The sequence below is a fragment of the Crenobacter cavernae genome (assembly GCF_003355495.1).
Classification (GTDB): Bacteria; Pseudomonadota; Gammaproteobacteria; order Burkholderiales; family Chromobacteriaceae; genus Crenobacter; species Crenobacter cavernae.
Genome location: NZ_CP031337.1, coordinates 2,298,130 through 2,317,000, shown reverse-complemented (window position 1 = coordinate 2,317,000; position 18,871 = coordinate 2,298,130). Strand labels below are relative to the sequence as shown.

21 protein-coding genes, 1 other RNA gene and 2 pseudogenes are annotated in these 18,871 nt (G+C 62.0%); 12 read left to right on the top strand and 12 right to left on the bottom strand.

What is annotated here, in order from left to right; translation table 11 throughout:
* Positions 1-23: 23 nt before the first annotated feature.
* The 4 genes from lipA to DWG20_RS11280 all read right to left on the bottom strand — a co-directional run bounded on the left by lipA (position 24) and on the right by DWG20_RS11280 (position 3,080).
* A complete protein-coding gene (lipA, locus tag DWG20_RS11295; protein ID WP_115433906.1) occupies positions 24-971 on the bottom strand; it encodes a lipoyl synthase in 948 nt (315 codons plus the stop codon).
* Positions 968-1,594 carry a lipoyl(octanoyl) transferase LipB gene (lipB, locus tag DWG20_RS11290; protein ID WP_115433905.1) on the bottom strand — a complete coding sequence of 209 codons (627 nt, stop codon included), beginning with the start codon at positions 1,592-1,594 and terminating at the stop codon, positions 968-970. The genes lipA and lipB overlap by 4 nt, the downstream gene beginning before the upstream one ends.
* A 3-nt stretch (positions 1,595-1,597) precedes the next feature.
* Positions 1,598-1,870 carry an HP0495 family protein gene (locus DWG20_RS11285; protein WP_115434795.1) on the bottom strand — a complete coding sequence of 91 codons (273 nt, stop codon included), beginning with the start codon at positions 1,868-1,870 and terminating at the stop codon, positions 1,598-1,600.
* Positions 1,871-1,934: 64 nt separating this feature from the next.
* Positions 1,935-3,080, bottom strand: coding sequence for a D-alanyl-D-alanine carboxypeptidase family protein (locus DWG20_RS11280; protein WP_115433904.1), 1,146 nt, complete (start codon positions 3,078-3,080; stop codon positions 1,935-1,937).
* Between the two features lie 197 nt (positions 3,081-3,277).
* Between DWG20_RS11280 and ilvA the strand changes: the two genes are divergently transcribed.
* The 11 genes from ilvA to DWG20_RS11225 all read left to right on the top strand — a co-directional run bounded on the left by ilvA (position 3,278) and on the right by DWG20_RS11225 (position 12,518).
* Complete coding sequence (gene ilvA / locus DWG20_RS11275; RefSeq protein WP_115433903.1) at positions 3,278-4,813, top strand: threonine ammonia-lyase, biosynthetic; 1,536 nt, start codon at positions 3,278-3,280, stop codon at positions 4,811-4,813.
* Positions 4,810-5,457, top strand: coding sequence for an HAD family hydrolase (locus DWG20_RS11270; protein WP_115433902.1), 648 nt, complete (start codon positions 4,810-4,812; stop codon positions 5,455-5,457). Before ilvA ends, DWG20_RS11270 begins: the two co-directional genes overlap by 4 nt.
* 49 nt (positions 5,458-5,506) lie before the next feature.
* Positions 5,507-5,871, top strand: a transfer-messenger RNA (tmRNA) gene (ssrA, locus tag DWG20_RS11265).
* Positions 5,872-6,026: 155 nt separating this feature from the next.
* Entirely contained in the window at positions 6,027-6,476 is a 450-nt protein-coding gene (locus DWG20_RS11260; RefSeq protein ID WP_115433901.1) for an Arm DNA-binding domain-containing protein, read from the top strand.
* Entirely contained in the window at positions 6,467-7,684 is a 1,218-nt protein-coding gene (locus DWG20_RS11255) for a tyrosine-type recombinase/integrase (protein ID WP_115433900.1), read from the top strand. Before DWG20_RS11260 ends, DWG20_RS11255 begins: the two co-directional genes overlap by 10 nt.
* 94 nt (positions 7,685-7,778) lie before the next feature.
* Positions 7,779-8,354, top strand: coding sequence for a hypothetical protein (locus DWG20_RS11250; RefSeq protein ID WP_115433899.1), 576 nt, complete (start codon positions 7,779-7,781; stop codon positions 8,352-8,354).
* Between the two features lie 91 nt (positions 8,355-8,445).
* Complete coding sequence (locus DWG20_RS11245; RefSeq protein WP_115433898.1) at positions 8,446-8,733, top strand: helix-turn-helix transcriptional regulator; 288 nt, start codon at positions 8,446-8,448, stop codon at positions 8,731-8,733.
* Positions 8,734-8,794: 61 nt separating this feature from the next.
* A complete protein-coding gene (locus DWG20_RS11240) occupies positions 8,795-10,912 on the top strand; it encodes an AAA family ATPase (protein WP_147289953.1) in 2,118 nt (705 codons plus the stop codon).
* A gap of 2 nt (positions 10,913-10,914) precedes the next feature.
* Entirely contained in the window at positions 10,915-11,349 is a 435-nt protein-coding gene (locus DWG20_RS11235; RefSeq protein WP_115433896.1) for a hypothetical protein, read from the top strand.
* A 278-nt stretch (positions 11,350-11,627) separates the two neighbouring features.
* Positions 11,628-12,206, top strand: coding sequence for a terminase small subunit (locus DWG20_RS11230; RefSeq protein WP_181880902.1), 579 nt, complete (start codon positions 11,628-11,630; stop codon positions 12,204-12,206).
* A gap of 72 nt (positions 12,207-12,278) precedes the next feature.
* Positions 12,279-12,518, top strand: a complete 240-nt coding sequence (locus DWG20_RS11225; protein ID WP_115433894.1) for a hypothetical protein — start codon at positions 12,279-12,281, stop codon at positions 12,516-12,518.
* 273 nt (positions 12,519-12,791) lie between these two features.
* Here the strand turns inward: DWG20_RS11225 and DWG20_RS16750 are convergent.
* From DWG20_RS16750 to DWG20_RS11200, 8 genes and pseudogenes are all read right to left on the bottom strand, one after another.
* Positions 12,792-12,869: pseudogene (locus tag DWG20_RS16750) on the bottom strand (hypothetical protein); the annotation flags it as partial.
* Positions 12,870-12,891: 22 nt separating this feature from the next.
* Positions 12,892-13,068 carry a hypothetical protein gene (locus DWG20_RS16140; RefSeq protein ID WP_181880901.1) on the bottom strand — a complete coding sequence of 59 codons (177 nt, stop codon included), beginning with the start codon at positions 13,066-13,068 and terminating at the stop codon, positions 12,892-12,894.
* A 71-nt stretch (positions 13,069-13,139) separates the two neighbouring features.
* Positions 13,140-13,529 (bottom strand): hypothetical protein, encoded by a 390-nt coding sequence (locus DWG20_RS11220; protein WP_115433893.1) that lies wholly within the window; start codon positions 13,527-13,529, stop codon positions 13,140-13,142.
* 108 nt (positions 13,530-13,637) lie between these two features.
* Positions 13,638-14,486: pseudogene (locus DWG20_RS11215) on the bottom strand (IS5 family transposase); the annotation flags it as partial.
* Positions 14,390-14,698: a hypothetical protein gene (locus DWG20_RS15970; protein WP_147289952.1), complete on the bottom strand. Its 309-nt coding sequence runs from the start codon at positions 14,696-14,698 to the stop codon at positions 14,390-14,392. The pseudogene DWG20_RS11215 and the gene DWG20_RS15970, both read right to left, overlap by 97 nt.
* A 36-nt stretch (positions 14,699-14,734) precedes the next feature.
* Positions 14,735-15,571, bottom strand: a complete 837-nt coding sequence (locus DWG20_RS11210; protein ID WP_115433892.1) for an HNH endonuclease — start codon at positions 15,569-15,571, stop codon at positions 14,735-14,737.
* Positions 15,568-16,254, bottom strand: coding sequence for an OmpA/MotB family protein (locus DWG20_RS11205; RefSeq protein ID WP_115433891.1), 687 nt, complete (start codon positions 16,252-16,254; stop codon positions 15,568-15,570). The genes DWG20_RS11210 and DWG20_RS11205 overlap by 4 nt, the downstream gene beginning before the upstream one ends.
* Positions 16,255-16,268: 14 nt before the next feature.
* Positions 16,269-17,591 (bottom strand): hypothetical protein, encoded by a 1,323-nt coding sequence (locus DWG20_RS11200; RefSeq protein WP_115433890.1) that lies wholly within the window; start codon positions 17,589-17,591, stop codon positions 16,269-16,271.
* A gap of 497 nt (positions 17,592-18,088) precedes the next feature.
* Here DWG20_RS11200 and DWG20_RS11195 point away from each other — a divergent pair, with 497 nt between their 5' ends.
* Complete coding sequence (locus DWG20_RS11195) at positions 18,089-18,496, top strand: hypothetical protein (protein ID WP_115433889.1); 408 nt, start codon at positions 18,089-18,091, stop codon at positions 18,494-18,496.
* Positions 18,497-18,871 lie beyond the last annotated feature (375 nt).

Below are 18,871 nucleotides of genomic sequence, written 5' to 3'. Positions count from 1 at the left end.
CTTTCTCGTTTTGTGCAGCCGACTTACACGCCGGCCTCATGCGCCTGCTCGTCGGCGTGGTAGCTCGAGCGCACCATCGCGCCGACCGCCGCGTGGCGGAAGCCCATGTCGTAGGCACGCCCCTCGTACTGCTTGAACAGGTCCGGGTGCACGTAGCGCAGCACCGGCAGGTGGCCGGCGGACGGCTGTAGGTACTGGCCGATGGTGATCATGTCGATGTCGTGCGCGCGCATGTCGGCCATCACCTCGTAGACCTCCTCGTCGGTCTCGCCGAGGCCGACCATGATGCCCGACTTGGTCGCGACGTCCGGGTTGCGCGCCTTGAAGTCCTTCAGGAGCTTCAGCGAGTGCAGGTAGTCCGAACCGGGGCGCGCCTGCTTGTAGAGGCGCGGCGAGGTCTCGAGGTTATGGTTCATCACGTCGGGCGGCGTCGCCGACAGGATGTCGAGCGCGATCTCGAGCCGGCCGCGGAAGTCGGGCACCAGCACCTCGATCTGCGTGGAGGGCGAGGTCTTGCGGATCTCGGCGATGCAGTCGGCGAAGTGCTGCGCGCCGCCGTCTCGCAGGTCGTCGCGGTCGACCGACGTGATCACGACGTACTTGAGCTTCAGCGCGGCGACGGTTTCGGCCAGGTGGCGCGGCTCGTCGGGGTCGAGCGCGTTCGGCCGGCCGTGGCCGACGTCGCAGAACGGGCAACGACGCGTGCAGATGTCACCCATGATCATGAAGGTCGCGGTGCCCTTGCTGAAGCATTCGCCGATGTTCGGGCAGCTCGCTTCTTCGCACACGGTGTACAGCTTCTGCTCGCGCAGGATGTTCTTGATCTCGAAGAAACGCTGGCCGCCCGGGATCTTGGCGCGGATCCACTCCGGCTTCTTCAGCTTTTCTTCCAGCGGCACGATCTTGATCGGGATCCGCGCGGTCTTGGCTTCGCCCTTGTGCTTTACGCCGGCCGCATTGTCGAGTTTCATGCTGTCTCCTTCTTGATCACGGTCAGGTGGCGCTCCAGGTGGGGCAGCAGCCTGCGGGCCGCCTCCTCTACCGTGACCGGCGCCCCGACATCCTTCATCTGCGTTACTTTCAGGTTGGCGTAACCGCAGGGGTTGATCCAATTGAACGGCGTCAGGTCCATGTCGACGTTCAGGCTGAGGCCATGGTACACCGCCCCGTTCTTGATCCTTAAACCGAGCGCGGCGATCTTCGCGCCGTCGACGTAGACGCCGGGCGCGTCGCGGTCGCCGACCGCTTCAACACCGAACTCGGCCATGAGGTCGATCACCGCGTTCTCGATGCGTTGCACCAGCTCGCGCACGCCGATGCCCATGCGCTTGAAGTCGATCAACAGGTAGGCGACCAGCTGGCCCGGCCCATGGTAGGTCACCTGGCCGCCGCGGTCGATCTTGACGACCGGGATGTCGGTCGCGCGCAACAGGTGCTCTTCCTTGCCGGCGAGACCCAAGGTATAGACGGGCGGATGCTCGAGCAGCCAGATCTCGTCCTGCGTGTCGCGCGTGCGCGCGTCGGTGAACGCCTGCATCGCGCGCCAGGTCGGCTCGTAGTCGACCCGGCCGAGGTATTTGACGAGGCGCTCCACGTTTCAGAGCACCACTTTGACCATCGGGTGGCTGGTCAGCGCGCGGTAGATGTTGTCGAGCTGCTCGCGGCTCTCGGCGGTGATCGTCACCGTCAGCGACAGGAAGCGCCCGCTCGAGCTCTCGCGCACGTCGACGTCGACGTCGGTCGTGGCCGGCGCATGGCCCTGCACCACGGCAAGGATGGTCGCGGCGAACGCGTCGTGCCGCTCGCCCATGATCTTGAGCGGAAAGCGGCAGGGAAATTCGAATACATCGGTCTGTTGTTCGGTCGTCATCATCGTGCTCCTACGTACTTAAGCTCGGCCAACCTTGAAGGGTTGGCCGAGCCCCGCCGGTTTGTTACATGCCCAGCAACAGCTTCAGGCTGTCCCACAGGCGGCCGAAGAAGCCGCCCTCGCCGACGCTCTGCAGCGCCACGACCGGGCGCTCGAGCACCGGCTTGCCGTCGAGGCTGACCTTGAGCGTGCCGACCTGCTGGCCGGCCTTGATCGGCGCGATCACCGGCTGCTGGGTGGTCAGCTCGGCCTTGAGTCGGCCGGCCTGGCCCTTGCTGACGGTAGTGAACACGTCCTGGTTGAAGCCGATCGGCAGTTTGGCGGCGTCGCCCTTGTAGACCGGCACTTCGGAAACCGGTTTCGCTGCGGCGTAAAGTTTGGGCGTATCGAAGAACTGCAAGCCGTAGTTGAGCAGCTTGGAGCTTTCCACCGCGCGCGCCTCGGGGCTGGCGGTGCCGACCACCACCGACACCACGCGACGGCCGTCGCGATGGCTGGAGGCGATCAGGTTGTAGCCGGCGCTGTCGGTGAAGCCGGTCTTCATGCCGTCGACGAAGGGGTCGCGGTACAGCAGCAGGTTGCGGTTGGGCTGGGTGATGCCGTTATACGTGAACGACTTCAGCGAGTAAATCGGGTAGAACTCGGGGAAGTCGCGCACGATGGACGACGCCAGCGTCGACAGGTCGCGCACCGTCGTGTAGTGGTTCGCATCGGGCAGGCCGGTCGAGTTCATGAACCGCGTGTGGTTCATGCCGAGCCGCTTGGCCTCTCGCGTCATCAGCTGCGCGAACACTTCCTCGCTGCCGGCGATCGCCTCGGCCAACGTCACGCACGCGTCGTTGCCCGACTGCACGATCATGCCCTTGATCAGGTCGTCGACGCGGGTCGGCACCTTCGGGTCGAGGAACATGCGCGAGCCCTCGGTCTTCCAGCCCTTGGGCGACACGCTCAGCGCCTGCTCGAGCGTCAGGCGCTTTTCCTTCAGCGCCTTAAATGTCAGGTAGGCGGTCATCAGCTTGGTCAGCGATGCCGGTTCGATGCGCGTGTCCGCATCGCGGGTGGCGATAGGCTGACCGCTTTGCGCGTCGAGCAGGAAGTAGGCGGTGCCGGCGATCTCGGGTACCGGCGGCACGAAAGCGGTATTGGCAAAACTGAGGGCGGGCACGGCCAGCGACGCGGCCAGGATGAGCTGCTTCAAGCGATGTTTCATGTGTTCCAACGACCAGTAGAGGCGGGTTATGGACTGGGGGCGAAAGGCGACGAGTATACACCCCGCGCACGGCCGCCGCCCGTCGCCTTTGTTAAGCGGCGCGGGCCGGGCAGACCCTGTCTAGTCCGTTCCTAAGCCGTCAAGTTCCTGCTACCCTGATCGCTTCCCTAAGCCTTCCTCGAAACAACGGTTCGCCCATGCCTACGCAAGACTATCTGGAACGCATCCTCACCTCGCGGGTTTACGATGTCGCGGTGGAAACCCCGCTCGAGCTGGCCCCCAACCTCTCGCGCCGTTTCGACAACCGCATCTTGCTCAAGCGTGAAGACCTGCAACCGGTGTTCTCGTTCAAAATCCGTGGCGCGTACAACAAGATGTCGCGCCTGACGGCCGAACAGCTGCAAAAAGGCGTGATCACCGCCAGCGCCGGCAACCACGCGCAGGGCGTCGCGCTGTCGGCGCAGAAGCTCGGCTGCGAAGCGATCATCGTGATGCCGGTCACCACGCCGCAGATCAAGATCGACGCCGTCACCGGCCGCGGCGGCAAGGTCGTGCTGTTTGGCGACTCGTATTCGGACGCCTACCAGCACGCGATGACGCTGGTCGCGGAAACCGGACGCACCTACATCCCGCCGTTCGACGACCCGGACGTGATCGCCGGCCAGGGCACCATCGGCATGGAGATCCTGCGCCAGCACCCTGACGACATCCACGCGGTGTTCGTCGCGATCGGCGGCGGCGGCCTCGCCGCCGGCGTCGCCAGCTACATCAAGCGGCTGAAGCCCGAGATCAAGGTCATCGGCGTGCAGTCGGTCGATTCCGACGCGATGAAGCAGTCGATCGACGCCGGCCACCGCGTCGAACTGAAGGACGTCGGCCTGTTCGCCGACGGCGTCGCGGTCAAGCTGGTCGGCGAGGAAACCTTCCGCATCTGCCGCGAACTGCTCGACGAAATCATCCTCGTCGACACCGACGCCATCTGCGCGGCGATCAAGGACATCTTCGAAGACACCCGCTCGATCACCGAACCGGCGGGTGCGCTGGCGGTGGCCGGCGCCAAGGCCTATATCGAGCGCGAAGGCTGCACCGGCAAGACGCTGGTCGCGGTCGCCTGCGGCGCCAACATGAACTTCGACCGCCTGCGCCACGTGTCCGAGCGCTCGGAACTCGGCGAGCGGCGCGAAGCGATCATCGCCGTCACCATCCCCGAAGCGCCGGGCAGCTTCAAGAAGTTCTGCGCGGTGATTGGCAACCGCAGCATCACCGAGTTCAACTACCGCTACGCCGACCCGAAGACCGCGCACGTCTTCGTCGGCGTGCAGATCGCCAAGCGCGACGACGTGGCGACCATCATCGCCGACCTCGAAGCCAACGGCCTGTCGGGCATCGACCTCACCGACAACGAACTGGCGAAGCTGCACATCCGCCACCTGGTCGGCGGCCACGCGCCCGAACTCAAGCACGAGCGCGTGTTCCACTTCGAATTTCCCGAGCGCCCGGGCGCGCTGTTGCGCTTCCTGAACGCGATGCGCACCGACTGGAACATCAGCCTGTTCCACTACCGCAACCACGGCGCCGACTACGGCCGCGTGCTGGTCGGCATCCAGGTCCCCGAGGACGACGACGCCGAATTCCAGGCCTTCCTCGACGGCCTCGGCTTCCCGTGGAGCGAGGAAACGCACAACCCGGCCTACACGCTGTTCCTCGGTCGCGGCAACGGGGTGAAGGCATGATCCGCGCCGTCCTGTTCGACCTCGACGGCACGCTGGCCGACACCGCGCTCGACCTCGGCAACGCGCTCAACGCCCTGCTGGCCGAGAACGGCCGCCCCGCCCAGCCCGAATCGGCGACCCGGCCGATCGCGTCGCACGGCGCGCGCGGACTGATCCGCCTCGGCTTCGGCATCGAAGGCGACCACCCAGACTTCCCGACGCTGCGCGCGCGCTACCTCGACCTCTACGACGCGCACTTCGAGAACAACCCTATCCTGTTTCCCGGCGTGCCGGAACTGATCGCAAGCTTGGCCGAGCAGGACATCCCGTGGGGCATCGTCACCAACAAGCCCGAGCGCTTCACCCACCGCCTGTTGCCGCTTTTGCCCTTCCCGTCCGCGCCGGCCGTCGTCGTCAGCGGCGACACCGCCGGCGCGCCGAAGCCCGACCCGCGGCCGATGCTGTACGCGTGCGAGGTCCTCGACATTCCGCCCGAGCACTGCCTGTACCTGGGCGACGCGGAACGCGACATCGAGGCCGGGCGCAAGGTCGGCATGAAGACGCTGATCGCCAACTGGGGCTACATCGCCGAGAACGATAATCCGGAAGCCTGGGGCGCCGACGGCGCGATCGAGCACCCGCTCGACCTCATCGCCCACTTGTAAGGAACTATCCCGGGACCGCGATTGTCGATATAATTGCGGTTCCACATCTGGGGGCGACCTGGCTTCGACGGGGGTTGCGAAGCGGATGAGGGCATACCGGGATTTCAGTTACCCCGTAAAACGCTGAATTTTTTTAGTCGCAAACGACGAAACTTACGCTCTAGCCGCCTAACGGTGGCTAGACACTGCAACGGTTCGCTGATGGGCCGGGTGGGTCAAACTACTGCAGTGTCATTTTACATCAGCTAGCTCTGTGTCGGGTCGCTTGACCCAGAGCGAAACTCAAGGCGACTCGCCTATGCTCAGCCTGCCCGTCGGCGGAGTAGCAGGTTAAATCCAAATGACACGGCTAAGTATGTAGAACTCACCGTAGAGGATTTCCGGACGCGGGTTCGATTCCCGCCGCCTCCACCAAATCCGGCTTCCATGACGTGTCATGGAAGATCAAAACCCGCTAGCTGCAAGGCTTAGCGGGTTTTTTGTTGTCTCGCGTCGTGTCAGGACGTGCCTTGACATACCGCCACCCCTCACGGTAGTTATGTCGGTATTCCATCGCTGCGAAACCCCGCATGCCGACAAAACCCTACGAAACCCAGCATCCAAGCGGGTTTCAGCCATCCGCTGCCCCCTACAAGGTCCGTTACGGGAAAAACCTCGTCCTGCTGGTCGAGCCTCGGGGCGGCAAATACTGGCGCATGAACTACCGGTTCGAAGGCAAGCGCAAGACCCTCGCCTTGGGGGTGTTCCCGGCGGTCTCGCTCGAAGAGGCGCTGATGCGGCGGGATGAGGCCCAAGCCCTGCTTGCGGACGGAATCGATCCGATGGATGAGCGCAAGACCGCCAAGGCGGCCCGGCCAAAGCCGATGCGACGCGCCCTGCGATTCAGCCTGTCTGAGACTGGCGGGCTCGACATTGAAACACCAGCCAATCACATCCGGCTTTCCCCCGCTCAGACCCAAGCACTGATCGAGTTTCTAGCCGAGCAAGGCGCCTTGAAGGGAGACGAGCCATGCCGCTAACCGACACTACCTGCAAGAACGCAAAGCCCAAGCCCGATGGCAAGCCGGCCAAGTTCGCCGACGAAAAGGGCATGTACCTACTGGTCAGCCAGACCGGCAAATACTGGCGCATGGACTACCGCTTCGCGGACAAGCGCAAGACCCTCGCCTTGGGCGTCTACCCGGAAGTCAGCCTGAAAGACGCGCGCGAGAAGCGCGACGAGGCCCGCCGGCTGTTGGCCAAGGGGATCGACCCCGGCGAGCATCGCAAGCAGGCCAAGACCAGCAAGCGGCTACAGGCGGCGAACAGCTTCGAGGCCATCGCCCGCGAATGGTTTGCCAAGTACCTGCCGACCTGGACGTCGGGCCATGCCGACAAAATCCTGCGCCGCCTTGAGCGCGACATTTTTCCGTGGCTGGGCGCGCGCCCGATGGGCGAGATTACCGCCCCCGAGCTGCTGACCGCCTTACAGCGCGTCGAGAAGCGCGGAGCCATCGAGACGGCGCACCGCGCGATGCAGAATTGCGGCCAGGTGTTCCGCTATGCCGTCGCCACCGGCCGCGCCGAGCGCAACCCGGCAGCCGATCTGCGCGGCGCGCTCGCCCCCGTCGTCAAAGCCTCCTTCCCGACCATCACCGACCCCGCCCGTATCGCCGAGCTGCTGCGCGCGATTGACGGCTACGCCGGTTCGTTCGTCACGCAATGCGCGCTGCGCCTCGCCCCGCTGGTGTTCGTGCGGCCGGGCGAACTGCGCCAGGCGGAATGGCAGGAAATCGACCTTGAGCACGCGCTATGGGTGATCCCGGCCGAGCGGATGAAGATGCGGGAGAAACACGTCGTGCCGCTGTCGTCGCAGGCCGTGACGGTGCTGCAAGAGCTGCACGCTCTGACGGGACTTGGACGGTATGTCTTCCCCGGCGCGCGCACCAACGGCCGCCCTATGTCGGAAAATACCGTCAACGCCGCCTTGCGCCGGCTGGGGTACGACAAGGACGACATGACCGGCCACGGCTTCCGCCACATGGCCTCGACGCTGCTGAACGAACAGGGCTGGAACCGCGACGCCATCGAGCGCCAGCTCGCGCACGCCGAGCGCAACAGCATCCGCGCGACCTACAACTACGCTGAATACCTGCCCGAGCGCAGCAAGATGATGCAAGCGTGGGCCGACTACCTGGACGGCTTGAAGGCCGGGACGAAAGTGACGCCGATCTTCAAGACCGCCTGACACCAGCTTTGCCGCGCCTAGATCGGCCAATCGAAAAGCCAGAACCCTGGTGGCCTGGCGTGGCAATCAACCTCCGAGGAGCAAGGGGAGCACGATGCAGATACAAATCGATTACGCAGCCTTCGTTAAGCTATGCCGGGTGCAGCCACCGACAGAATGGGCGCCTGGGTTCCACGTCAAGCACGACGGCGTTTATGTGACCCCGGCTCCCGACGATGTCCTGCTGACCCCTACCGAACGCGCCGGATTGGCGTGGCATCCTACGGGTGATCTGACCCGGCCGGCACTCCGCTTCCCATGCTCATTGAATGAATTGCAGGATTTTCTCGACGACAGCGGGAATTATCCCGTTATCGACTCCTTCGAGATGGCCGATTTTGTCTTGCAAACGGTGGCTCAAGCACCTTCCGATGATGACGCCGAAGATCGCGCACGGTCGGCCTCTCCCACTGAACGCGACAATCTGATGAAAATGCTGGGCGGCATGGCACTGCTTATCGCAGAAAAGAGAGGCCAGTACAGGCGGGGTGAAAATCCAAACGCCTCGGCCATCGCCGAAGCAGTCGTCGCAATCATCGAGCGCCTTCCCAGCTCCAACGCTTACGGGCTGAGTGCTGAGAACATCCGCAAGAAGCTGTCAGAGGCGGTCCGACTTCTGGTAGACGCCTGATTTACCATTTACCTTTGGTAGTTACCAGAAGCCCCGCCAAGGGGCTTTTAATCTGCATGCCATGTCACAACAGCCAAGAAAGGGCAATGACATGGCCAAGCAAGCCACCATTACCAAACTGACCTCGGCCACCGCCGACAAGTCGATCAAGATCGCACCGGCCCAAGCCGGCATCCTCGCCACCTACGGCGCATTGCCCGCCACCGGCTATGTCCGCCTGTCCGACCTGCGTCCGATCATCCCGTTCAGCGACTCGACGCTGTGGCGCCGCATCCGCGCTGGCACGTTTCCGGCACCGGTCAAAATCTCCGAGCGCGTCACCGCCTGGCGCGCCGAGGCCGTGCGCCAGTGGCTCGACGAACAGGGTCAACCGGCATGAGGGGAGCGACGATGCAAAAGAAAAACGCCCGCCACGCTGAGCCACGTTCGGAGTGCAAGACATGACACTTGAACAAATGAGAATCGACCTGCTCGACGCCATGCTCGACGCCGGCATCCGCCCGGCGAAAGCCGGGTTCGCTCCGGTACTGGATGGCAAGCCGCAGCGATTCGACACCGAAGGCCGCGCCGGCAAGAAAGATGGCTGGATTTATTGTCACACCGATGGGCGCGACGCTTGGGGCGCGTTCGGAGACTGGAAAACCGGTCAGCGCGAAAACTGGTGCAGCCGAAACCCCAGCACGATGAGCGCGGCCGAGCGCGCGGAGTTTGCCAAGCGCCGCGCCGAGGTAGACGCCGCAGTAGAGGCCGAGCGCGCCCAGATGGCTGCCCGCGCCGCAGCCAAGGCAGACGACCTGATGGCGAAGGGGCGGCCGGTTGCGGCCGATCATCCCTACGTCGTCGCCAAGGGCATCAAGCCGGCGGGCGCGGTACAGCTCCGCGACATGCTGATCGTGCCGGCCCGGCGCGACGGCGTGATCGTGACGGCGCAGTGCATCCAACCCGATGGCCGCAAGACCTTCCTGACCGGCGGTTCGACTTCCGGCGCGTCGCTGGTACTGGGCTCGCTCGCCAACGCTAAGACCGTACTGCTGTGCGAAGGCTGGGCCACTGGCTGCACGCTGCACGAAGCCACTGGCCTGCCCGTCGTCGTCGGCTTCAACGCTGGCAACCTGCCGGCGCTGGCCGAACGCATGAAGGGCAAGCTCGACGCCGACATCGTGGTATGCGGCGACCGTGACCCCAACGAGGTAGGCCAGAAGGCAGCGCAGCGCGCCGCCAGCGTTTTCGGCAGCAAAGGCCGTGCCGTCATCCCCACCTTCACCAGAGAGCAGGAAACCGCCTTCGCGGCGACTCATGACGGCACGCTGCCGACCGACTTCAACGACCTGGCCGCCGTGGCGGGGCTGGAGATGGTTAAGAAGCAAATCGAGCGCCGGGAGAATGCCGAGGCCGGCGTTCATCGCGAAGTGGTGCTGATGCGCGGCTCCGACATCAAGATCGAACCGATCCGCTGGCTGTGGGATGGCTGGCTGGCACGCGGCAAGCTGGCGATCCTGGCCGGGCCGCCCGGCGTCGGCAAGACCACGCTGACGATGGCCCTGGCGGCGACGGTGACGACCGGCGGACTCTGGCCAGACGGCACCCGGTGCCCGCCCGGCAACGTGGTGATCTGGTCCGGCGAGGATGACCCGGCTGACACGCTGGTTCCTCGCCTGCGGGCCTGCGGGGCGAATATGGATCGGGTTCTTTTTGTCGATCATGTGCGATCCGGCGACGGCATCGAGAACTTCGACCCGGCCCGTGACATGGGGATGGTACAGGCGGCGGTCGATCTGGCCGGCGGCGCCTCGCTGGCGATCCTTGACCCGGTGGTATCGGCAGTGACCGGCGACAGCCACAAGAACACCGAGGTCCGCCGTGCCTTGCAGCCGATCGTCGACTTCGCTGCCGCGAATAGCTGCGCCGTCGTCGGCATCACCCACTTTTCCAAGGGCGGGGCCGGCAAGGACCCGCTCGAACGGGTGTCCGGATCCATCGCCTTCGGCGCGGTGGCGAGAACGGTACTCGGGGCCGCCAAGGTCAAGGACGACGACGGCGAAACCAAGCGCGTGTTCATGCGGGTGAAGAACAACATTGGCCCTGACGATGGCGGTTACGAATACGACATCGAGGACGGTGTGAAGGTGGCCGAAGGCGTGCACGCGTCGCGGGTTCAGTTCGGGGAGCGCATCGAGGGATCGGCCCGCGACATCCTGGCCGAACCGGAAGGCGGCGACGATACGGAAGAAAGGCGGGACGCCAAAGCAGCCAAAGCATTCCTTGCCAGCGTCCTGAGCGATGGTCCGATGCCGTCAAAGGTGATGCTGACTGACAGCCGCGAGGCGGGTTACACCGAGAAGCAAATCCGCCACGCCGCAAAAAAACTGAATGTTGTAATCAGCAAAAACGGCATGAAGGGCGGGTGGACATGGGCAATGCCGCCGGTCTTTGTGTCCGAAGATGCCCGCGAAGATGGCGAAGATGCCCGTTTTAGAAACAGGGAATCTTCGGCATCTTCGGCGCCTTCGAGGGAATCTTCGGCGAATGAAACCGCTGTCGATTGGGAGGACTTCTAACCATGCACCCCGCCCTCATCATCGAAGAAGTTGAACGAGCCGGCGGCCAGATCATCGCCGAAGGCGGCCGGCTTCGCGCAGGGCTCCCCAAGACCCCGGACGCTGCCCGCCTGCGTAAGCTGATCGCCTTGAACCGCGACGACATCATCAGGTGGCTGGAGCACGGCAACGACGACACGGCGGCCACCAAGCGGGCGGTGGTGCGCTTCAAGTTGCGTGACGGTGGCGGCGGTCAGGTGATCGACCCGGACGGCTTGCGGTCGGCAGTCTCCGACCTGATGGAACGATTCGGCGACCGGGTAGACGGCGACGCCCTGCTCGAATGGCTGGCCGAATACGCCATGCACGACCCGTCCGCGCGCACCGACGAAGCCGAAGCCGCGCTCGAGGCCGCCGAGGTGATCCGGCGAGCGCGAACGGCGAAAGCTCGCCGGTAGACGACCGACCCGCCCACCGTGGCGGGGTTTTCCTGTCCCGCATAACCCGTTTACATGAAAAAAGGCAGCGATGCGATGCACCACGTCACCGAGCGCGGCGGCTAGACGCATGGCGCGTACATCCTGCCGAGCGGCGAGGTGCTCGGCCATATATGGACGTCCCCGGTCTGCCAAGCTTTCAGTCAGTGATGGTGAGCAGGAGCGATTGCAGCCAATAATCAGCGTAGGCACTGACATTTCCGTACATCGCGCAGGAGCGCAACCTGATGGAGCCCATCATGACGCGCTTGCGCATCCCCGACGCAGCCTCGCTGCTGACCCCCAAACAACTGGCGTTCATCGAGCGCTACCTGGTCCACTTCAACGCCACCCAGGCTGCCAAAGAGGCCGGCTATTCGGCCAAATCGGCTCGGCAAACCGGCTGCGAGCTGCTGCAACACCCGGCGGTGCAATTTGCGCTGTCGGCGCGCCGCCGCGAGGTGCGCGAGCAGGCCAGCGTCGACCGCGAACGCGTGCTGCTCGAGCTGAGCCGAATCGCGTTCGCCGACATCCGGCTGCTGTACGACGCCAACGGCGCGCTGTTGCCGCCGCGCGACTGGCCGGACGACATCGCAGCAGCCGTCAGCGGGCTCGACACGACCGAACTGCTGAGCGACGGCAGCGGCGGCGTGACCCGCAAGGTCCGGCTGGCCGACAAGCTCGGCGCGCTCGACAAGCTGGCGCGCCACCTCGGGTTGTACGAGGCCGACCACCAGCAGAGCGGCCAGGGTGTCGTGGAGAGCATGCGCGCGCTGATCGCGGCAGCGCACGGCACGGCGATCCGGCCTGGCCTGGTGATCCCGGATGATGATGACTGAGCCGCCGGCCGCTGCGCTGGCCAGGGATACCGCTTCCGATCGGGTCGGCGGCGCCGTCGTTGGAAGGGCGCCTTGCGCGGCGACCGCGTCCTCGGCCTGCTTGAGGCGCAGATAGCGGTCCTGGTGGATCGCGCGCTGTTCGTGGTGCGCGCGCCATTCTGGCAGCTCGAACGCCTGTTGGCCGAGCTGACCCTGCCGTGGCGCGAACGAGTAACGGTTGTCATTGGTGAACAACCGTCCATCGCCATCGCGTTTGGCGCCGGAAAGCAGTTCCGCTATAGTGAACGTGCGCCCCGAGGTTGGTTGAGCTGATGTAACGGCCGGTTTTCCGGTGTCAGTAGTCGGCACGGTTCCCATAGGGGCGTTTTCTATTTCCACCGCCTTGACCTCATGGTCTGACCGGGCAATAGTGGACATGCCGACCGAAGCCGGTTCGCCCCCCCTGACTTCCACATTAGGGTGTGGCAACGAACCTTCCGACGTCGGCTTTTCTATGCCCAGGTATTCAACCTGATGCGTATACAGCTTGTCCCCAGCGCCGCGCACCTGGTTGACGCGCAGCTTCACGCGTAGCACTTCCCCGCCGGGCATGCGGGCCGGCGCATAAAGCACGTGGGACGCCACCACATCCGGCCGGCCGCGACGATCCGGCTCAGACTCCACGAGCACCGCCCTCTCTATCAGCTCAGGCAAAGCCGTCAGTGCAGCAAGCTGTAGATCCGTGACAGCACCGTGCAACGCCGAGGCCTACGAAGGTCTTGCCGGTCCCGGTGCCATTGGTAAACAGCATGCCGTTCTCGCTATTCACCATCAGCCGGATTTCGGCCTTGAGCACGTCGTCGCGTTGCGGCGACAGCAGCACCGGCAGCGCCGTGTCGATGCTGGCGTGGTCGCCCCACTCGGTCGGCGCGCCTTCCGCCTCTTTCTGGCGCGCTAGTCGTCCAGCCAGCTCGGCGGCGTCAGCGGCAGCAGCAGATCCAGCAAGCGCCGCTGCTCGCTGCTGCTCATCGGCCGGTCGAGGTTCGCGATCGCCACCGCTTCTTCCGCGCTCAGCACCTCCGGTAGCGCCTGGCGCAGGCTCCAGTTGTCCGTCTGCACGATGTACGCGCTGATCGCCTCGCTCTCGGCCAGCAGCGGCGCCATCGTCTGATACGCCACGATGACTCTGTTCGGCACGCCGCTGGCTTCCAGCGCCTGCGCCTGCGCGTCGAGCGCTTGCGTCAGCGCGTCCTGATCCATCGCGAACAACTGGCGCAGCGACGGGTTGCTCAGCGTCTGCGTCCTGGCGATCGCGTTCCAGATCGTTGCGTGGACTTGATACATCGCGGCTCTCCTTCTTCTCGTTCGGGGGCGGGCTTTCATTATTGTCCAGCGCGGGACGCTGCTGCAGAACCTCGGTGCGGGGCGCACGCCCCCTTCCCCCAGACGGACCTATGCTATGTGTATCGTCGTCGGCGCACCGAGCATGGTGAAGCGATTCACGATCGCCGCCCGCACCTGCAATTCCGCCACCTGGCGATCGAAGTCTCTGGCCATCACCCGTTCGCCCAGGAACTTGAAGCAGCGCATCTTGGTTTCGACCAGGCTGCGCCGGTGGTAGCCGCTCCATGTCTTCCAGATCGCCCGACCCAGATGCCGTGTGGTGCGCAGAATCTCGTTACGAGCAGCGGCACCCGGTCGATTCTCTTTCCACGGCTTGGCATTCTTCCGGGTCGGAATCACCGCAGCGGCCTGGCGCCGGGCGATGGCCTCATGGCAGCCCTGGGTGTCGTAGTCGCCATCGCCGCTCACGGAAAGAACCGTTTCATCGGACGGGATCTGATTCAGTAACTCGGACAGCATGGGCGCGTCGCCCACCGTGTTGTCGGTGACCTCAATGGCCCGGATCTCCAGAGTCTGCGCATCGATGCCCAGATGGACCTTGCGCCACTGGCGGCGGGACTCGGCGCCGTGCTTTTTCGTCTTCCACTCGCCTTCGCCCAGCATCTTGATGCCGGTGCTGTCGACCAGTAGAGGCAGTCCGGTCGTACTCGGACGAGCCGCTATCACCACATTGAGATGTTTTTGACGCCGGGAGACGGTGCTGTAGTCGGGAACGGGCCAGTTCAGCCCGGCCAGCTTCAACAAACTTTGCACGAAACCGATGGCTTGTCGCAGGGCAAGACTGAACAGCCCCTTGATGGTCAGACAAAACTGAATGGCCGCGTCGCTGAAGGCTTGAGGCCGGCCCAGCTTGCCGCTCGCCGTACCTTGCCACTTGAGATCCTGGTCGAGCCAGATCGGTTCATCTCGAAATGCGATAGTCCGTGCAATGCACTGATTTGCTTTGAAAGTGGCGACTCGACGCCATCCAAAGAGGTGATTTCTCCTTCGTTGACTGACTCAACCAGGGCATTGAGCGCCTCTTCTCGTAAAACTGAATCTAGCTCCAGAGGTGGTGGTTGATGGTCGTTACACCATTGTGCAAAGCGGCTAACCATGAAACGCATCATTTGAATTGTTCTCCGTTCCAAGCCAGTTGAGAAGGGCTACTTACCACGTTGCATAAACTTTAAATAGGCAGGGGATGCCTTCAGGTGCGCATGAAGGGGTTCTTCCGCATGGCAGCCGATGCACAATACCTCTAGGTTGCCAGGACTATTGTCGTTCTTCTGACCATTGCGGTGATGAGTGTGAAGGTACTTAGAGTCCAAGCCCTTCAGCTGTATTGTGCATGCCTCGCACCGATAGTTTTTTGAACGCTTCGCGGCCTCGGAGATGTCTGGCCAGTCGGCGGTGTAATCATTGAGCGGTGCGGTTTCGGTGGTGAATTCAGGCTTTACGCCGAATAGATCTCGTGGGAATCGCTCAAAAAAATCGGTCAGAGTGAAGCGACGAACGGCTTCGGCCTTCTGACCCACCGGCCAAGCACTGCTAAATCCTGACCAACCAATGTGTCCAAGGCAGTTCTGGCAAACATCAAGACGGATGAACTGAGGCTTGGCTCCAGAGTCAATAAAATTCACCTGGAACAGTCCATCATCACGATTTGCAACGACATAGCGCCGCCAGCGCTTATTTCGCTGCATCGTGTCCAAAGTGCGGCAAAAAACCAGATGGAACTTTGGAGTAGGCTGACTGGAGTTGACGTCTCGGATGTAGAGCAAAACCCGCTTGTCTTTATAGGACAAGGTGCCGTCTTCAAGTACGCGGATATCTTCAAATGCGACATCGATTCCATCTTCGCGAAGTCTTTTAATTTCGGGAAGCTCAATCAGCTTGACACGCTTTTCGGTGACAAACGAAGATGACAATGGTGCGCCCATGGTGGAGCGCAGCGCATTAAGATGGCCGTCGTTAAGGAAGTTTGGCAGTTTGAATGTCATTGTTTCTGCAACTGCTTAGCGATTTGATCCATACGATCGCTGGCGTTGGTTACGATACGAAATTCGACCCGCTGGTTCGCTAACTGTGCTTTAAGCGAGTGCTGCTCAGGATTTAGCGGCCGGGAAGACGATAGGCCATTCGCCGTAACGTGGGCGATCAGCCAGTCTTGATGTTTGGCGACCTTTGGCTGCGACAACAGGAATTCCAGGGCGCTACGCGTCCTTGCTTGGGATAGTTCCATATTGTGGAAGTAGGCTATTTTTGCATCGGTGTTACCCGACCAGAAGCTGCTGGTATGGCCTTCAATGCGTATTTCTTTAACCGCCGCCTTGTACTTGCTGGAAGTCAACAGGTTGATATAGCGAGGGAAAAACTCAGCCAGCATCTTCTTGAAGGAGGGGCGCAGCTCCGCCGAGCCGGTGGCAAAAAGTACCGTTGGATCGTTGAAGCGGATGGTCATGTCGCCGAGTAGCTCGGCATTCCATTGTTTTAAATCCTTCGCGAACTCCTTCTGTAGCGCCAGATGCAAATTACTCTTGGTGGCCTCGTATTCTTTAACGACAAGGGTAGTTGTTTGCTCCACCCGCAGCATGAAGGCTGCAGTCAGCAACATGAAGACCATCATCAGACCGGTCATCAGGTCGGCCAACGGAATCCAATGTGATTGATTACTGTGCGCCATGCTTCTTACCTTGTCTACTTCTGGCCAGCCATATGGACGATATCGCGCAAACGATCAGTCAGCGGTGAGTAGTCCGCGACGAATTTCTCGGATAGCGAGGCCAGTTGGCGACCGAGGGTTTCAAGGCTCTTTGTCAGTTCTTCCTGTAGACCTTTATCAAGAGAGATGACCCCTTGGCGGATGGTTTCCAGGGACTTGGTCAACTCCTCATTCACATCTTTTTGTGAGCGCTTGAGCGAGTCAGCCAGCAGTTCCTTCATTTCGCCATGCGATGCTTTCACCTGAACACCGAAGTTCTGAAGAAGCTCAGAGGTATCGGATTGCAGTTTTCCTACACTGCGGGACATGCCATCGGCCAATGCATCCAGCTTCTGGGAAAACTGGGGTGTCACATCCTTCATCTGGACCAGCACGGTGCTCAACGACTGCTGGGACTCTTCGATAAGCTGGTGCTGTCTCGCCATTGTTACCAAAAGTGTCTCCAGTTTGGCCGCCACTTCAGAGAATTTTGCGGCTTTATCGACCATCGCCGCCATGCCGACTGAAGCATTTTTCAGGTCCTGCGCCGATTGCTGCTGTACGGTCTGAAGCCTATCGAGCTCGTCTTTGTACTGCTGCTGCCATAGCACTAATTTTTCCACAGCGAAATTGAGCTGTTTGAAGTTTTCGCCAAACTGCTCGTTGATCTGGGAATTGAAATCCGCGATGACGGTGCGAAGTGCATCGATCAAGGCCTTGGAGCCGTCTTCTGCCATTTTCTGGGCATAGGTGTCAAATGATGCACGAAGCTGCGTAAGATGGTCGTTTTGCTCCTGGCGCATCAATTTCATTTGCGTGAGCAAGCTGCCTTCTTCGGTTCCTGAAAGTCCGCGATGCATCGCACGCATTGTATCGACGACGTCATCAAGACTCGCGGCCTTTGAGGCGGCTCCTGCTGTTTGCGGGATAGGTGCCTTATGTAATCGATGACGGAGACGAATGATGAGGGAGCCCCCGACGCCGCTCACGGACGCCCAGAATGCTGTTTTCACACCTTGTAAGAGCTGAGGGACGCTAGAGGCAACGTTACGTGCATCAAAATCCAACAAGGCTAGCGCGATGCCGAAAAAGCACCCAAAGATCCCGACAGTTGTGAGTATTTCAGGGCCGTGTTCTACCGCGAAGCGGTCAAAGCGCCAGAAAAAGAAGCCGATCAGAAGGATGTTAATCAGGATGAAGGTTGTGGTATGCCAGTCACTCAGGATCGTGACCAGTGCGCCGTTGGATGCATGCGCAAGAAGGGGGAACCCTAGGCTGGCGGCAAGGGCCGCTATGGCAGGAAGTGAGCGGATTTGCATGTTCTTTTATATGGCATAAAATCACATGCTATCACAGCTGTAACTCCTTGCCGCAGCGAGGGAATGCCTAGGTGAAACCAACAAGGAGCAGTAGTCTGTGCATCGCGGGTTGCGTTACTTGAATCGCCCAGACTTTCCTAGGCACCTTAAGAGCCTCACACTAGGCCGAAACGCCCCGTTTGGCCGAGCGCGAAAACACCCCATGCAAGGCATGGCGATACGGGCAGCGGCGATGTTCTGTCGGTATTTTTGACGGTACTTTTGAAAACCAAAAAGGTGAAATGCTTATTTCATGAGGCTTTCGAGCTCATATGTGATAGTCGCCGCCCCACCAAATCCGAAAAAGACCCGCCAGCCGCAAGGCTTGGCGGGTTTTTTATTGCCTTCTACGCGCAGGAATACTCCGGCGAAAACCGCGTAATGCCATTTGGCATAGCGGGGTTTTCCGCCTGACGTTGGCAATTACAGTCTTCCCATTGCGCCGGGCCCTGTCATCCATGACAAGAGAGGACGCTGCGACCGCTCACCGGCGCCGGCTCGCGCGAGCCAAGGACAGGCTGCGCAACTTTCTGTCGGAACTGATCGAGCGCCTGAACGAGCTGTTCGGCGACGGGATCAGCGACGAGAACAAGCTGGGTTTCGCGGTGATGCAGGTCGGCCAGACGCTGCGCGCCAACGAGAGGGTCATGCGCCAGATCAAGCACAATGACAAGGCGCTCGCCGTTCAAGGCGAACTGAAAACCGCCGCCATCAAGGCGATCCTCGCCGCGCGCAACGGCAACCAGGCCATGGCCGACCAGTTGCTTTCCGGCGACGACCGGCTGATCGATTTCCTCGGACTGATGTACAACTTGCTCAAGCACGGCCAGGACCTCGGCCTCACGCGACCGCCGGTGGAACACTGAAACCGGTATCGACCGGTCACAGGAATCCGCCTTTACCCCCTTCTCATGCGGCCCCTTCGGGGGCCCTCCACCCCCTCTCCCCCCAATCCGGCCCCTGTGCCGGGCCTCGTTTCCCCATCTTTCAGCCGCAAATCGCCGCCTGACATCCGAAAGTGCTTCGCCGGCGTGACAAATGCGGCCTTCACGTCATGCCGAAAAAATAAAAACCATAAAAAATCAGCCACTTAACATCATGGCATGGGAATTGCATAATGTAACGCCAAGGCCCACGAGATTTGCATGCCAACCACCCCGTTCCTGACGACGCGCACCGCTCCGCTGACCGACCTTCCGGCCCAGGCCTTAGGCGGTCCGCGCAGCAACGGCGGCAGGGAA

Coding starts and splice junctions, on each gene's coding strand:
- DWG20_RS11240 (WP_147289953.1), top strand. CDS start 8,795: ATGACACTTGAACAAATGAGAATCGACCTGCTCGACGCCATGCTCGAC.
- DWG20_RS11230 (WP_181880902.1), top strand. CDS start 11,628: ATGACGCGCTTGCGCATCCCCGACGCAGCCTCGCTGCTGACCCCCAAA.
- lipA (WP_115433906.1), bottom strand. CDS start 971: ATGAAACTCGACAATGCGGCCGGCGTAAAGCACAAGGGCGAAGCCAAG.
- DWG20_RS11235 (WP_115433896.1), top strand. CDS start 10,915: ATGCACCCCGCCCTCATCATCGAAGAAGTTGAACGAGCCGGCGGCCAG.
- DWG20_RS11210 (WP_115433892.1), bottom strand. CDS start 15,571: ATGACATTCAAACTGCCAAACTTCCTTAACGACGGCCATCTTAATGCG.
- ilvA (WP_115433903.1), top strand. CDS start 3,278: ATGCCTACGCAAGACTATCTGGAACGCATCCTCACCTCGCGGGTTTAC.
- DWG20_RS15970 (WP_147289952.1), bottom strand. CDS start 14,698: ATGATGCGTTTCATGGTTAGCCGCTTTGCACAATGGTGTAACGACCAT.
- DWG20_RS11245 (WP_115433898.1), top strand. CDS start 8,446: ATGGCCAAGCAAGCCACCATTACCAAACTGACCTCGGCCACCGCCGAC.
- DWG20_RS11195 (WP_115433889.1), top strand. CDS start 18,089: ATGACAAGAGAGGACGCTGCGACCGCTCACCGGCGCCGGCTCGCGCGA.
- DWG20_RS11220 (WP_115433893.1), bottom strand. CDS start 13,529: ATGTATCAAGTCCACGCAACGATCTGGAACGCGATCGCCAGGACGCAG.
- DWG20_RS11270 (WP_115433902.1), top strand. CDS start 4,810: ATGATCCGCGCCGTCCTGTTCGACCTCGACGGCACGCTGGCCGACACC.
- DWG20_RS11280 (WP_115433904.1), bottom strand. CDS start 3,080: ATGAAACATCGCTTGAAGCAGCTCATCCTGGCCGCGTCGCTGGCCGTG.
- DWG20_RS11255 (WP_115433900.1), top strand. CDS start 6,467: ATGCCGCTAACCGACACTACCTGCAAGAACGCAAAGCCCAAGCCCGAT.
- DWG20_RS11285 (WP_115434795.1), bottom strand. CDS start 1,870: ATGACGACCGAACAACAGACCGATGTATTCGAATTTCCCTGCCGCTTT.
- DWG20_RS11260 (WP_115433901.1), top strand. CDS start 6,027: ATGCCGACAAAACCCTACGAAACCCAGCATCCAAGCGGGTTTCAGCCA.
- DWG20_RS11200 (WP_115433890.1), bottom strand. CDS start 17,591: ATGCAAATCCGCTCACTTCCTGCCATAGCGGCCCTTGCCGCCAGCCTA.
- DWG20_RS11205 (WP_115433891.1), bottom strand. CDS start 16,254: ATGGCGCACAGTAATCAATCACATTGGATTCCGTTGGCCGACCTGATG.
- DWG20_RS11250 (WP_115433899.1), top strand. CDS start 7,779: ATGCAGATACAAATCGATTACGCAGCCTTCGTTAAGCTATGCCGGGTG.